General features: G+C 70.6%; 12 protein-coding genes. 7 read left to right on the plus strand and 5 right to left on the minus strand.

Features of this window, described 5'->3' with window-relative positions; genetic code table 11:
* Positions 1-5: 5 nt before the first annotated feature.
* Positions 6-1,505, minus strand: coding sequence for an LCP family protein (locus tag ACTWNK_RS08390; protein ID WP_474303291.1), 1,500 nt, complete (start codon positions 1,503-1,505; stop codon positions 6-8).
* Positions 1,506-1,589: 84 nt separating this feature from the next.
* Here ACTWNK_RS08390 and ACTWNK_RS08395 point away from each other — a divergent pair, with 84 nt between their 5' ends.
* Complete coding sequence (locus ACTWNK_RS08395) at positions 1,590-2,609, plus strand: glycosyltransferase family 2 protein (RefSeq protein ID WP_474303292.1); 1,020 nt, start codon at positions 1,590-1,592, stop codon at positions 2,607-2,609.
* On the opposite strand, the gene ACTWNK_RS08400 is transcribed toward ACTWNK_RS08395, so the two are convergent.
* Entirely contained in the window at positions 2,600-4,339 is a 1,740-nt protein-coding gene (locus tag ACTWNK_RS08400; RefSeq protein ID WP_474303293.1) for a CDP-glycerol glycerophosphotransferase family protein, read from the minus strand. The genes ACTWNK_RS08395 and ACTWNK_RS08400 overlap by 10 nt on opposite strands.
* A gap of 26 nt (positions 4,340-4,365) precedes the next feature.
* Positions 4,366-5,757 carry an SDR family NAD(P)-dependent oxidoreductase gene (locus ACTWNK_RS08405; RefSeq protein ID WP_474303294.1) on the minus strand — a complete coding sequence of 464 codons (1,392 nt, stop codon included), beginning with the start codon at positions 5,755-5,757 and terminating at the stop codon, positions 4,366-4,368.
* A 108-nt stretch (positions 5,758-5,865) separates the two neighbouring features.
* Here ACTWNK_RS08405 and ACTWNK_RS08410 point away from each other — a divergent pair, with 108 nt between their 5' ends.
* The 6 genes from ACTWNK_RS08410 (at position 5,866) to ACTWNK_RS08435 (ending at position 11,628) form a co-directional block, all read left to right on the plus strand.
* On the plus strand, positions 5,866-7,320 hold the full coding sequence (locus ACTWNK_RS08410; RefSeq protein ID WP_474303295.1) for a CDP-alcohol phosphatidyltransferase family protein: 1,455 nt from the start codon (positions 5,866-5,868) through the stop codon (positions 7,318-7,320).
* Positions 7,317-7,940 (plus strand): DUF5941 domain-containing protein, encoded by a 624-nt coding sequence (locus ACTWNK_RS08415; RefSeq protein ID WP_474303296.1) that lies wholly within the window; start codon positions 7,317-7,319, stop codon positions 7,938-7,940. Before ACTWNK_RS08410 ends, ACTWNK_RS08415 begins: the two co-directional genes overlap by 4 nt.
* 81 nt (positions 7,941-8,021) lie before the next feature.
* The gene (locus tag ACTWNK_RS08420) at positions 8,022-8,753 is read left to right on the plus strand and encodes a phosphocholine cytidylyltransferase family protein (protein ID WP_474303297.1); all 732 of its coding nucleotides are present in this window, start codon (positions 8,022-8,024) and stop codon (positions 8,751-8,753) included.
* Between the two features lie 26 nt (positions 8,754-8,779).
* The gene (locus ACTWNK_RS08425; RefSeq protein ID WP_474310863.1) at positions 8,780-9,820 is read left to right on the plus strand and encodes an iron-containing alcohol dehydrogenase family protein; all 1,041 of its coding nucleotides are present in this window, start codon (positions 8,780-8,782) and stop codon (positions 9,818-9,820) included.
* Complete coding sequence (locus ACTWNK_RS08430; RefSeq protein WP_474303299.1) at positions 9,798-10,565, plus strand: CDP-alcohol phosphatidyltransferase family protein; 768 nt, start codon at positions 9,798-9,800, stop codon at positions 10,563-10,565. Before ACTWNK_RS08425 ends, ACTWNK_RS08430 begins: the two co-directional genes overlap by 23 nt.
* Positions 10,566-10,746: 181 nt before the next feature.
* On the plus strand, positions 10,747-11,628 hold the full coding sequence (locus ACTWNK_RS08435; RefSeq protein WP_474303300.1) for a glycosyltransferase family 2 protein: 882 nt from the start codon (positions 10,747-10,749) through the stop codon (positions 11,626-11,628).
* Positions 11,629-11,632: 4 nt separating this feature from the next.
* Here the strand turns inward: ACTWNK_RS08435 and ACTWNK_RS08440 are convergent, their stop codons facing one another.
* Both ACTWNK_RS08440 and ACTWNK_RS08445 read right to left on the minus strand, forming a co-directional pair.
* On the minus strand, positions 11,633-12,352 hold the full coding sequence (locus ACTWNK_RS08440) for an acetoacetate decarboxylase family protein (protein ID WP_474303301.1): 720 nt from the start codon (positions 12,350-12,352) through the stop codon (positions 11,633-11,635).
* A gap of 83 nt (positions 12,353-12,435) precedes the next feature.
* The gene (locus ACTWNK_RS08445) at positions 12,436-13,458 is read right to left on the minus strand and encodes a glycosyltransferase (RefSeq protein WP_474303302.1); all 1,023 of its coding nucleotides are present in this window, start codon (positions 13,456-13,458) and stop codon (positions 12,436-12,438) included.
* Between the last annotated feature and the right edge of the window lie 26 nt (positions 13,459-13,484).

A 13,484-nucleotide genomic window follows, 5' to 3' on the forward strand; every position in this document is an offset into this window, starting at 1 on the left:
TTATGCTACGCGCAGATGTTCTCTTTGGCGCTGCGGGTCGTGGCCGACGGGCTCGGGCTCGGCCCGGCCGTGGGCTGCGCGGGCTGCTCGACGACCTTGACCTTCTTCACCTTGAGCTGGTCGGTGCCGAGCACGACCTCGATGCCCTGCACCTCGTCGCTCTCGCGCAGCTTGGCGCCCGGCAGTGCGGCGGCCACGGTGCGGGCGGAGTCCTCGCGGCCCTTGGCGTAGCGCACGAGCGTGACGTCGTGGTCCTTCTGCGGCGTGTTGCCCGCCGTCTCCGGCACCTGGAACCCGGCCGCGATCAGCGCGGTCCGCGCCCGCGCGCCCAGGCCCTGGATGATCGTCCCGTTGAGCACCCTGATCGCGATCCTGGCCGGAGGTACGGTCAGCGCGGGCTCGTCAGGCGAGACGGAGGGCGAGGCCGACGGCTTGGCCGAGGCCTTCGGCCTGCCCGACAGGTCCTCGTCGGCGGCGATCCTGCGGAACAGGTCCCTGGCCGCGTCCTTGTCCCACAGCACGGCCGACTCGTTGGTCGGCGTCTTGAAGTCGACGTCGGCCAGCGGCACGGTGGCGAAGCGCACGTCGTCGAGCGAGACGTCCTTGACCTGCTGGGCCAGGCCGAGCAGGTCGTTCTTCAGCGCACTGTCGACCGAGATGGTCTGCAGGGTCTCGGAGACGAAGCCGCCGAGCTTGACCGGGTTGGTGAGCGTGCCCGTGCTGAACGCCTTGCCGAGCAGGGCCGAGACGACCTGCTGCTGCCTGTCGATGCGGTCGAGGTCGGAGCGCACGGTCGCACGCGTGCGGGCGTAGCCGAGCGCCTGCGCGCCCTGCAGTTCGTGCGTGCCCGCCGTCAGGTTGAGCCCGGTCTTCACGTCGTTGATCGGCACGGGCGTGCACACCGTGATGCCTTCGAGCGCGTCGACGACGCTGACGAAGCCGAGCACGTTGACCTCGACGTAGTGGTTGATCCGCAGCCCGGTCGCCTGCTGCACGGTCCTGACCGCGAGCTTGGCGCCGCCGAACTGGTACGCCGAGTTGATCTTGTGATCGCCCTTGCCGGGAATGGTCAGCCAGGTGTCGCGCGGCAGGCTCACCACCGTCACCCTGCGATGGTCCTCCGACAGGTGGATGACCATCATCGTGTCCGTGCGCTGGCCGACCTCGCGCCCGAGCTTGAGTTGGTTCTGCTGCTTGCGGGTGAGGTTGTCGCGCTTGTCCACGCCGACGAGCAGGATGTTCATCGCACCGGTCGGCGCCGAGCCCACCGTGCCCGCGTCGACCTCGCCGATCTGACCGGCGGCGTAGTTCGGCAGCGCCCACACCGCGCCCGACCCCAGCAGCACCATCGTCGACAGCGCTCCGGCCGCCACCAGGTTGCGCCTGCGCGTCCTCGCGCCCTTGGCCGATCTGCGCGCCCTGCGCTCGGCGACGGGCAACCGCACCACGCCGTAGGCGTCTCCGCCCACGTGCACGCCCGCGTCCTCGTCGCCCGCGTCGTGCATGCGCAGCCCTTTCCTCGAAGACCCGGGCGGATCGGGCTTTCGATTGCCGTCCTCCCCTGGTCGTACAGTAGCGTGAGGGCCGCCATGAAGCAGTTCCCCGACTCGCCGCCGCACGCGTCCGCAGAGACGCGCACCTGGCCGCCGATCTCCGTCGTCATGCCGGTCCTCAACGAGGAGCGGCACCTGCGTGATGCCGTGTCCATGGTCCTCGCGCAGCAATACGCGGGCCCCATCGAGGTCGTGCTGGCCATCGGGCCCTCGCACGACCGCACCCAGGAGGTCGCCGACGCCATCGCGGCCGCCGATCCCCGGGTCGTGGTGGTCCCCAACCCGACAGGCCGCACGCCCAACGCGCTCAACGCCGCCATCGGGGCGTCGCGCGCCGCGATCATCGCACGCGTCGACGGGCACGCCCTGCTGCCCGACGACTACCTCAGGGTCGCGGTCGAGACCCTGGAGGAGACGGGCGCCGACAACGTCGGCGGGGTGATGGCCGCCGAGGGCATCACGCCGTTCGAGCAGGCCGTGGCCCGTGCGATGACCTCCAAGATCGGCGTCGGCGCCGCCGCCTTCCACGTGGGCGGCACGGCCGGGCCCGCCGACACCGTCTACCTCGGTGTGTTCAGGCGCGAGGCGCTGCAGCGCGTCGGCGGCTACGACGAGCACTTCCAGCGCGCCCAGGACTGGGAGATGAACCACCGCATCCGCCAGACGGGCGGCCTGGTGTGGTTCCAGCCGCGCATGCGCGTGACCTACCGGCCGAGGCCGTCGGTCAAGGCCCTGGCCAAGCAGTACTTCCACTACGGCCGCTGGCGCCGCGTGGTGGCCCGCACGCACGAGGGCACGATCAACCTGCGCTACCTGGCCCCTCCGGCCGCCGTGCTGGCGATGCTGGCCGGGCTGCTGCTGGCGCCGTTCTTCTGGCCGGCGCTGATCGTGCCAGGCGGCTACCTGGCGGCCATCGCGGGCGGCTCGGTGCTCACCGGCAGCGGCCTGCCCAAGGCGGCGCTGCTGCGGTTGCCGCTGGTCTACGCGACCATGCACATCGCCTGGGGCTGGGGCTTCCTCACCTCGCCGAAGAAGCTCGTCTCGCCTCAGCGCTGATCGGTGAAGGCCCGCTCGACCGACGCCTCGAAACGGGTCATCGCATCCGGGTAGTCAGGGCCGAGCAGGTAGCCCTTCAGCTTGCGCCTGGCGCACGAGAGCTCGTCGGGCCCGTCGAGGAAGCGGGCCAGTTCGCCGAGCCCGGGGGTGAGCAGCACGCTCGCCTCCGTGCTCGGGTACCTCTCGTGGAAGAGCCGCTCGGGCAGGTCGGCCACATTCGTCACCGCGTACGGCTTGCCGCTGGCGATGAAGTCGGCCACCACGCTGGAGATGTCGCTGATCATCACATCGGCCTGGTTGAAGCACTCGTACAGGCTCGGCGTCGTCCCCGTCACCACCAGGTGGCGCATCGGCGCCGCGGCCGTGGCGTCACCCGTGGGATGCCTGGCCATCGCCCTGGCCCGCTCGGCCGCCTCCAGCATCGCCATGATCTGCAGATGCGCCCGCCTGGCCGTACGGTCGCGGTGGCCGGTCAGCGGGTGCGGCTTGTAGATCACCCTGATGCCCGGACTGTGTTCGAGCAGCGCCCGCACGATCCTCGGCCCCATCGTGATCAGCGAGGTGTGGAACAGGTCGTCGGTCCACCCCTCCCACGTCGGCGCGTACAACACACTCCGGTACGGCAGCGCGGGCCCCTCGGCCGACACGCCGTCCAGCTGCGGCCTGCCCACCTCGTGCACGTCCTCGTCGCGCACGCCCACCTTGGCCCGCAGGTAGCGGTCGCGTCCGGCCTGCCCGGCGACCCAGACCTCGTCGTAGACCTTCGTGAACGGGTTGAACGAGGCCTCCTTGTCGCTGTCGCCGTGCCCGACGAAGACGCTGCGCAGGCCGGGGATGCGCAGCATGTGGATGTTCTTGCCGACGTTGGCGACATACAGGCACAGCCTGGCGGTGCCGAGCGCGTGGAAGCCCATGAGGTCGGCCGCCGACGGGACGCACACGACGGGCAGGGTCGTGGGGCCGAGCAGCTCGGCCATGCCGCGCTCGCGCAGCACCACGATCGCCCTGCGCTCGATGCGCTCCAGCGTGCCGAGCCACATCCTGGCCTGGTAGGCGGCGTCCGGCGTGCCGGAGAAGTACAGCACGACCTCGGGCCGGTAGGCGGCCACCCGCTCGCCGACCACGCCGAGCACCCTGTTCCTGTCGCCCAGCGGCGCCGCCCGCCGTACGTAGGGCAGCAGGGCCAGCACACCCGCCAGGCCGATCGCCAGGGCGAGGCCCGCGCCCGCGGCGGCGGTGAAGGCGCCCAGGCAGGCGCCGAGCACCGGCAGCGCGTCCAGGTAGAGGAAACGCGCGCCCCGGTAGGTGACCAGCAGCGCGGGCGGGTTGCCCGGGATGCGCAGGGCCGAGACGTCCAGATTGCGGGTACTGACCGGCATCTGGGCCAGCGACTGCCCGAAGCGGATCGCCAGGCCGGTCTGCACCGCCCGCACCCCGTGCATGGTGAACAGGCCGACGGCCAGGGCGATGAACCACGGCGAGTCCGGCCCCGTCGTCCTGGCCACCAGCAGCAACGCCGCCATCTCGCGGATGACGAAACGCAGCGTCACCCCCAGATGCACCTTCGCCAGCAGGTCCACCAGCGGCTTGGCCACCCTCGGCGCGACCAGTTCGGCCGCGTAGGAGGCCAGGGCGGCCACCGCGAACAGCGCGGGGGAGGGCCACAGCGCCACCGCGAGCAGGACCGGGTAGCAGCCGAGCAGGGCAATCGTGACGCTGAGTCTCCTCATGCGATCAGACGGTAACAAATCCCAGCTCAAGCTCCATCGAGGCGCACGTCGATCACCTGACCGGTCAGGTCGGAGATCAGGACGTCGAGCGAGGTCTGTGCGACGGCACGCGGGGACAGCAGCGTGTGCGCGGGTTCCTCGCCGAACGCGCGCTCGCGCATCGGCGTGCTGGTGCGCTCGGGATTGACGCAGTTGACGTTGACGCCGTCGGCCGCCCACTCGTCGGCCAGCGCCTGGGTCAGATTGACCACGGCCGCCTTCGTCGAGGAATACAGGCTGTAATTGGCCCGGCCCCGCGTATAGGACGAAGATGTGTAGAGCAGGAGATGCCCGCGCGTGTCGCGCAGGTACGGATAGGCGGCCCTGGCCACGTTGACCGGGCCCAGATAGTTGACGCCCACGGTGTCGGCGATCGTGGTGTCGGTGACCTCGGCCAGCGCGCCCATGTGCAGCACGCCCGCCGTGTTGACCACATAGTCGGCCCGCCCCACCTGGGCCAGCGCCTTGCAGACCGAGGCGTAGTCCTCCACCCGCACGCCGTTCTGCGAGCGCGAGAAGGAGTGCACCTCGGCGCCGTGGCCCAGCGCCAGGTCGACCACGTCGGCGCCGATGCCGTAGCTGCCGCCGAACACCACCACGCTCTTGCCCGCCAGCGCCTCGCGGTAGTCGCGGGGCGAGGGGCTCGGCGCCGACGCCGCGGCGAGCTGGAACAGCTTGTCGGCGATGTAGACGTCGACCGGGTGGGTCACCTTCATGTTGTGCTCGCTGCCGGGCACGATGTATATCGGTACGTCCGGAAGGTAGCGCAGCACCACACCGCAGTCGTCGGTCGGCGGCTGCTTCTCGAAGTCGGGATCGGCGAAGGCACGCTCGTAGGCCTCGCGGATCACCGAGAGCCGGAAGCACTGCGGCGTCTGCCCGCGCCTGAGCCTGGAGCGTTCCGGGATGTCGCGGATGATCTCGCCACGCGGCCCGGGCGCCGCCACGACCACCGTGTCCGAGCTCGGGATGGCCACGTCGACGGCGGAGTACACCGTCAGGGCCTCGACGCACTCGGTGATGATCCGAGGCTCCAGCAGCGGCCGTACGGCGTCGTGCAGGAGCACGTTGCACTCCTGCGGCCCGAGCGCCTTCAGCGCGCGCCACGTCGTCTCGGTGCGGCTCTCGCCGCCTTCGAGCACGCGGCTGACCTTGGCGAAGCCGCCCCTGGCGACGATGTCCTCGACGTCGCCGGTGAAGCCGGGAGTCATCAGCACGATGATCTCGTCGATCTCAGGCGACTTGTTGAACAGCGCCAGCGTATGCTCCAGGATCGTCCGTCCGGCGATCTTGATGAGCTGCTTGGGCGTGTTCAGCCCGACGCGCTGGCCCACACCCCCGGCGAGGACCACTCCGACCGCACGAAGACGAGATTCCATACGTCGGAGCGTAACCGTCTAGCGCGTCGCGGCCGTGCACCCGTGATTTGCGGTCAACGTGTCGCTACGCTGAGTCGGCACTCCCTCGACACCCGAAGGGATGAGCGGTTGCCCGCATCCACGACCCGCGCGAGCCTCAAGACGGCTGCCGTGGTGCTCGCCACGACTCCGGCCGCCAGGCTCACCTGTGCCGAAGGCACCCTGTTCGACCGCATCTGCGAGCAGTTGACGCTGCTGCCCGTGCACGACATGCACACGGTGCACCCCGGCACGGGGATGGGCGACGACCTGAGGGCCGTGGCCAAGGTCGCGCGCCTTTGCACCGGGCCCGTGGCGATCCTGCCCGCCGACCTGGTCATGCACACCGAGGCGCTGGCCTCGCTGCTCGAACACCCCGCGCGCGGCACCCGCGCGCTCGTCTCGGCCGAGGGCAACGTTGGGCCGCTGCGCCCGCCCGTCCGCGTCGAGGGCGGCGCGATCGTCGCCGCGGGCAGCTCCTTCCACCTCGTGCCCGAGGCCAACGCCACCTTCCGCGGCGTGCTGCAGGTGGGCGAGGCCGATCTCGGCACGCTCGCCGAGGTGGCGAGCGAACTCGGCGAGCTGGCCGAGTCGGGCAGGCTCGGCCCCGTGACCGGTGTCGAGGTCGTCGACCTGCTGCTGGTCGGCCTGGTGCGCTCCGGCGTGCTCGTGCGCCCAGTGCCGCTCGGCCCGCTGCACGCCGACCGGGTGACCGGCCAGGCGGGCGCCGACGCCGCCGTGGCCAGGCTCGCCGACGTCGACGAGGCCAAGGTGCGCCTGGACAGTGCGGTCAAGTCCAACGACGGGCTGTTCGCCACGGTCGCGGTCAGCTCGTGGAGCAAGCACCTCGTCAAGCTGGCGGCCAGGCGCGGCCTGACACCCAATGCGGTCACCGGCATATCGGTCGGGCTGGCCGTACTGGCCGCGGTCTGGTTCTCGGCGGGGACGCGCGGGGCGCAGGTGGCGGGGGCGATCCTGCTCTACCTGTCGTTCGTGCTCGACTGCGTCGACGGGCAGCTGGCCAGGTACACCAGGACGTTCTCACCGTTCGGCGCCTGGCTCGACGCCATGATGGACCGGGCCAAGGAATACATCGTCTATGTGGGCCTGGCGCTGGGCTATGCCGTCGGCATGCCGTTCTCCGAAGGCGGGCCAGGCGGCATCTGGTACCTCGCGGTCGGGGCGCTCGTGCTGCAGGTGATCAGGCACACGATCGACTTCTCCTACGGGGGCGCGGTGGCCGACGCGGCCAAGGTGGGCTCCTCGTGGGGCCGCTCGCCGCGGTCGCTGCTGGAGTCGGCCGACGGCGGCCGCGTGTCGGTGCCGAAGCAGGGCGTGCTCGGCCTGGCCCAGCGCCTCGAACGCGAGTCGCTGACCCGGTGGATGAAGAAGGTCGTCGTCCTGCCGATCGGCGAGCGCATGGCGCTCATCGCGATCACGGCGGCGGTGTTCAACGCGCGGGTCACCTTCATCGCGCTGCTGGTCTGGGGCGGCGTCGCCGCTCTTTACACCCTTGTGGGGCGGATCGCGAGGTCGATGGCGTGATCAGTGTGAACATGACGCCCGTGCCGGAGAGCGCCGTCGTCGCCTACCGCGACGACGGCGTGCTCTCGCGCGGGATGGGCATGCTGGTCGCGGGCCAGCTCCCGCCGCTGCCGCCCGCCATCGCCGGTGCGTTCGTGACCGGCATCCTGCTGCTCGTCGGCGTCGCCGGCACCGACGGCCTGGCCGTCTTCGCCCCGGCCGTCGCCCTGCTGCTGGCGGGGCCCGGCAGCTCGCACCGCCACGACGGCAGGCTCGACTGGCTGGTGCCGCCGATCCTGCGCATGACGGAGTACGTCTTCATCGCGGCCGTCGGCTTCGGGCACGACGTGCCGCCGCTCGTCGTCTTCCTGCTGCTCGGCGCGATGGCCTTCCATCACTACGACGTGGTGTACCGGGTGACCCAGCGGGTGTACCCGCCGCCGTGGCTGGCGACCTTCGGTCTCGGCTGGGACGGCCGTATGCTCGCGGTGGCCCTCGGCGTGGTGATCGGTCAGGTCACGCTCGTCTACGTGCTGCTCGCGCTCTATCTGTGGGGTCTTTTCGTCTGGGAGAGCCTCAGTTGCTGGCTTGCCGCGCCCCGTTCCGGGGTGGATGCTGCCGATCTGGGAACGCACGACTAACGACGGATTACACGATCAGGGCCTGGAGGCAACTAACCTTTGGGGGCCTACATATAGTCATGCTCGACTGAGGAGTGCACGTTGCTGGGAATGGTGCTGGCCGCCGGGGCCGGACGACGCCTGCGGCCGTACACCGACACGCTGCCCAAGGCGCTCGTGCCGGTCGACGGAGAGACGACGATCATGGATATCTCGCTGCGCAACCTCGCTGCGGTGGATCTTCGTGATGTCGTGGTCATCGTGGGATATGCCGAGCAGGCCGTCCATGAGCGCAAGGCGGACCTTGAGCGCCGCCACGGCGTCAGGCTGACGCTGGTGCACAACGACAAGGCCGAGGAGTGGAACAACGCCTACTCCCTGTGGTGCGCGCGCGAGTACTTCTCGCAGGGCGCGCTGCTGGTCAACGGCGACACCGTGCATCCGGTCTCGGTGGAGGAGACGCTGCTTTCGGCGCCCGTCACCAGCGACCTGCTGCTGGCCGTCGACAACGTCAAGAAGCTGGCCGACGAGGAGATGAAGGTCACCCTCGACGGCACCGCGCTCAAGCGCATCACCAAGCTGATGGACCCCGCCGAGGCCTACGGCGAGTACATCGGCGCCACCCTGATCCGCCCCGGAGCGGCCGATCGGCTCGCCGACGCCCTCCAGGCCACGTTCGAGCGCGACCCCCAGCTGTACTACGAGGACGGCTACCAGGAGATGGTCGCCCGAGGCGAGCAGATCCACCTCGCACCCATCGGCGAGGTCGAGTGGGTCGAGGTCGACAACCACGACGACCTGGCCAAGGCCCGCGACATCGCCACCCGCTACTAGGAGGTCCGGTGCCCCTACTGGCGAGGATGCTCCCCGCCCCGCTGACCATGGAGGTACGCAGGGGCGCGGTGGCCCAGCTCGGCGTGCTGCTCGCCGACAGCAGGGTGGCCACCTCCGGCCGGGTCGCGGTGGCGGTCGGGCCAGGCCAGGGCGACCACATCGAGGGCCTGATCGCGCCGACGCTCCGGGAGGCCGAGGTCTTCCGGGTCAGCGACGGCTCGGTCGACGCGGCCGTCTCGCTCGGCGCCGACCTGCGCAAGGGCGCCTACGAGGTGGTGGTCGGCGTCGGCGGAGGCAAGACCATCGACGTGACCAAGTACGCCGCCTCGCTGGCCGGCATCCCCATGGTCGCGGTGGCGACCAACCTGTCGCACGACGGCATCTGCTCGCCCACCGCCTCCCTCGTCTACGAGGGCGGCAAGGGCTCCTTCGGCGTGCCGATGCCGCTGGCGATCCTGGTCGACCTCGACTTCGTGCACGCCGCGCCCTCCTCGCTGGTGCGCGCGGGCGTGGGCGACGTCGTCAGCAACCTGTCGGCGATCGAGGACTGGCAGCTGGGCAACGCCGAGCGCGGTGAGCCCATCGACGGGCTGGCCTGCTCGATGGCGCGCACGTCGGCCGAGGCGCTGATCGGGCGCACCGACTCGATCGAGTCCGACGCCTTCCTCACCGTACTGGCCGAATCTCTGATCCTTTCCGGCATGTCGATGGTGATCGCGGGGTCGTCCCGTCCCTCCAGTGGTGGAGATCATGAGATCCTGCATGCCGTGGATCAGCTTTTTCCCGGCACCTCCAACCACGGCGAGCTCGCCGGCATAGGAACCGCGTTCTGCTTCTTCCTCAGGGAGGACGCGGCGCGGCTCGACCAGGTGGTCGGCTGCCTGCGCCGGCACAAGCTGCCCGTCACGCATGACGACATCGGACTGAGCGCAGAGCAGTTCACCGAGGCCGTCATGCTCGCCCCCGCGACCCGTCCGGGTCGTTACACCATCCTCGAGCACCTCCGCCTGTCGGAGTCCGAGACTCGCGATCGGGTTGAGGCATATGTCCGCGCCATCGGTAGCTGAGCTGAGGGCGGTCGCCCAGCCCGCAGGCACCATGGACCGCAAAAGCGGTGAGCACTGGGCCGGCACGCTCTACATGCGCAAGTTGTCGATCTACGTCACCTGGCTGCTGGCCAAGACGCCGATCACCCCCAACCAGGCCACCGGACTGATGATCGCCTTCGGTCTGGCGGCCGGTGCGGTGCTCGCGCTGCCCGGACTGTGGGCGGCGATCGGCGCGGCGCTGCTCGTGCAGATCTACCTGCTGCTCGACTGCTCCGACGGCGAGCTGGCCCGCTGGACCAACCGCACGTCGATCACCGGGGTCTATCTCGACCGGGTCGGGCACTACTTCGCCGAGGCCGCGCTGCTCATCGGGCTCGGCTTCCGCGCGGCGCAGACGCTGCCCGACTGGTACGTCGTGCTCGGCTTCGCCGCCGCGCTCGGGGCCATCCTGATCAAGGCGGAGACCGATCTGGTCGACGTCGCCAGGGCCAGGTCCGGCCTGGTCGCGGCGACGGAGGAGTCGGCCGGGCAGTTCAGGTCCGGTCTGCTGGGCACGGCCAGGCGCATCGTCGGCGCGAGCAGGTTCCACCGGATCGTGCAGGCCGTCGAGCTTTCGCTGCTGGTCGTGCTCGCCGCCGTGATCGATGTCATCACCGGCGATCTGACCGCGACGCGGGTGCTCACCGTGGCCTGTGCGGTCGTGGCGGTGGTCCAGCTGGTCCTGCACCTGGTCAGCATCCTGGCATCGAGGCGTCTGTCGTGAGCGTGTGTCGGAACCCACGAGGCGCGAGCCCCGTCCTATTGATCGGGCACCCGCTGTTCGGTGGGTGTTCGCCGAGGGTTCCGATACGCTTGTCCCCAACGTTGACCGGACAAACCTGCAGATTTGGTGATCATGAAAGAGTGCCGCGCCCGTGCCTTCAACGCGTCAGGGTGATGACGCATTGAAGATCTCGTGCGTCATTCTCACCATGGGCAACAGGGTTGCCGAGCTGGACAGAGCGGTCGAGTCCGCCCTCCTGCAGACCGACGGCGACGTCGAGGTCGTCATCGTGGGCAACGGGGCCGACATCCCCGACCTGGCCGCGACGCCTCCGGCGGGCTCGTCGGCCACGGTCAAGACCGTCAGGCTCGCCCACAATGCCGGCATCCCGGCAGGCCGTAACCGAGGCGTCGAGGAGTGCTCGGGCGACGTCGTGCTGTTCCTCGACGACGACGGGTGGTATGCCAACCACAAGGTCGTCGCCCACATCCGCGAGCGCTTCGCCACCGAGCCCGACCTGGCCGTCATCTCCTTCCGGGTCATGGACCCCGACGGCGGCAACGGCCAGCGCCGCCACGTGCCCAGGCTGCGGGCCGGTGACCCCGAGCGCTCCTCGCCGGTGACCACCTTCCTCGGCGGGGCGTGCGCGATCAGGCGTTCGGCCTTCCTCCAGGTCGGCGGGCTGCCGGAGAAGTTCTTCTACGCCCACGAGGAGACCGACCTGGCCTGGCGGCTGCTCGGCGAGGGCTACCGGATCGAGTACGACGCCCAGACCGTCATGTACCACCCCCAGGTGCCGCCGACCCGCCACACCGAGTTCTACCGGCTCAACGCCCGCAACCGGGTCTGGCTGGCCAGGCGCAACCTGCCGTGGCCGCTGGCGGCGCTCTACCTCGTCGACTGGGTCGTGCTGACCCTGCTGCGGGAGCGGTCCGGCGAGGCGCTCAAGGCCTGGTTCAAGGGCTTCTCGGAGGGATTGCGCGAGCCTGCCGGAGAGCGCAGGCCGATGGCGTGGCGCACGGCCTGGCGCATGGTCAAGCTCGGCCGTCCCCCGATCGTCTGAGCGCTCAGACCTCGCGCGCGTCGCCGAACGTCATCGCCAGCCGCGACACCGTCGCACTCATCAGCGCGCGCTTCGGCAGGCCGAGCTCGCTCAGCTCCTTCGCGATCGGATGGTTGCCCAGCCGGATCAGCGCGCCCCCGGGCCGCATCCGCATCCCGCGCGGGCGCAGCGACCAGCCCGTGCGCCGGGTGACACGTTCCAAGTGCGTGTAGGCCGCCATCGCCGCCAGCGAGAACGAACCGGGCACCGGAACGCCCGGCCTGATCAGCAGGTCGAGCACCAGCCGCCCGTCCTTGCGCAACACACACCGCTTGTACGGCGAGCCGATGCGCAGGTCGATCTCGGCCAGTTCCTTGGGGAAGCCCCAGATGGACCGGCCCGCCTCCATCGTGAAGGCCTCGTCGACCGGCAGCCAGTGGATGAACGCGCCCGCGTCGCGCAGGCTGGCCAGGCCCGTGCCCGCCGACCTCTCGCCGCCCGGCGGACGCACCAGGAAGGCCACGCCGAACTCGCGGTAGGCGCCAAGATCGCCGTCGGTGTAGTCGAGGAAGACCAGTGTGCAGATCGCCTTGCCCGGCAGCACCTCGGCCACGTCGAGCCCCGAGTAGGCGATCACGGCACGGGCGGCGTCGGCCCGTACGGCGAACGTGGCGCCGCATGCCGTCGCGTCCCGCACCTGGACGGGCATGACGACCGTTCGGCCCTGGATCAGATGCGCAACCATGCCCCCAGTACATCAACCCCTGGCCCGCACGTCACGGGTGAGCCGGCAGCATTCACCCTCTGGCCATCTCCTCCACGAGGCTCTCAGTAGGCCAGGGAGCGGGCGGGCAGCACGGAGGTGCCCGCCGCCCAGCCCTCGAGGCGCGCCACGAACGATCCGGCCTGGTCGGGCCAGTGGTGTCGCAGCCGGGCCTCGGCATGCCCGGCGGCTCCGGCGGCGCATCGCCGTACCGGGTCGTCCCTGAGGGCCAGGAGCGCGGTCAGGGCCGCGGTCACGTCGCCGTGCGGGACGACGGAGCCGCAGCCGACGCGCTCCACCAGGGCGGCGGCGGTGGGCAAGGCCGTCGTGGTGACGACGGGCAGGCCGCGGCCCATGTAGTCGAGGATCTTGGTGGGCAGCGCGGCGCCGCCGGGCCCGGTCAGGCAGAGGCCCGCCAGCGCGCCCTGGGTCATGCGCAGCGCGTGCCGGTTGGGCACGTGGCCGAACCAGTCCAGCAGGCCGGTGCGCTGGGCGTCGCGCAGCATCGGGCGTACGGCGGGGTCGGCGGCGCCGATGAGGTCGAGCCTGATGCCGTGCGGGCCGAGCCGTCCGGCCAGTTCGACCAGGTCGCCCACGCCGGTCGCGGCCGACAGCCTGCCGATGTGCACCACCCTGGAGTCGCCGGGCGGCGGCGGGTTCTCGGTGACGAACGTGGCGGCGGGCACGAGCGTGTGCTCGCCCGCGAACCTCGGCGACTCCTCCTGCAGCACGATCCTCGTCCTGCGCCCGGCCCTGCTGTCGCTCCTGCGCTCCAGGAGCCGGTGCCAGGCGCCGGGCAGCAGGCCGCGGCCACGGCCCGGCCTGACGTCCCACACGGTGGGCGGGCAGTGCGCGGGCAGTGCGGCCAGCAGGTCGGCGTCGTGCACGATGAGCAGGTCGGCGTCCTTGACCGCGTGGCGGAGGGCACGGCGGGCCGCCCTGACGGCATGGGCGCGGCGGTGCCCGGTGGCTTTGGGCACGTCCATCCAGCGCAGTGGCGGTGCGGGGGTGACGTTGCAGTGTGTGAACGGGGCTATGTAGGTCACCTCGTGCCCGGCGTCGAGCAACGCCCTGATCTGTTGGTGCATGATCCGGGCGTCTTCGGGGTGATGAG

The sequence above is a fragment of the Nonomuraea sp. IBHARD001 genome (assembly GCF_056106265.1).